The sequence below is a fragment of the Lacisediminihabitans profunda genome (genome assembly GCF_008040105.1).
In the GTDB taxonomy this organism is placed as follows: domain Bacteria; phylum Actinomycetota; class Actinomycetes; order Actinomycetales; family Microbacteriaceae; genus Lacisediminihabitans; species Lacisediminihabitans profunda.
In genome coordinates, this window is record NZ_VRMG01000065.1 from 1 (window position 1) to 224 (window position 224).

Consider the following 224-nt stretch of genomic DNA (forward strand, 5'->3'; position numbering starts at 1 on the left):
CCAGGGGCATCGATGTGCTCCGTCTCATCTACCCCGATGTCCTGGGCATCACGAGGTCGAAGGACCTGCTCGTTAGCCAGCTCGAACGATCGGCGGCCAACGGTCCGGCCTTCTGCCAGGGGGGCTGGGTCACGACCACCCGCGGCGGCCTGCTCGCCCGCCACGACATCATGTCGCGCCGCCTTCCCGACCTCGTCACCCGCCTCGCCGCCTCCCCCCCCACC

The 224-nt window shown here is 70.5% G+C and carries 1 pseudogene; it reads left to right on the forward strand.

Annotation, left to right across the window (positions count from 1 at the left end):
• Nucleotides 1–224: pseudogene (locus FVP33_RS19070) on the forward strand (hypothetical protein); the annotation flags it as partial.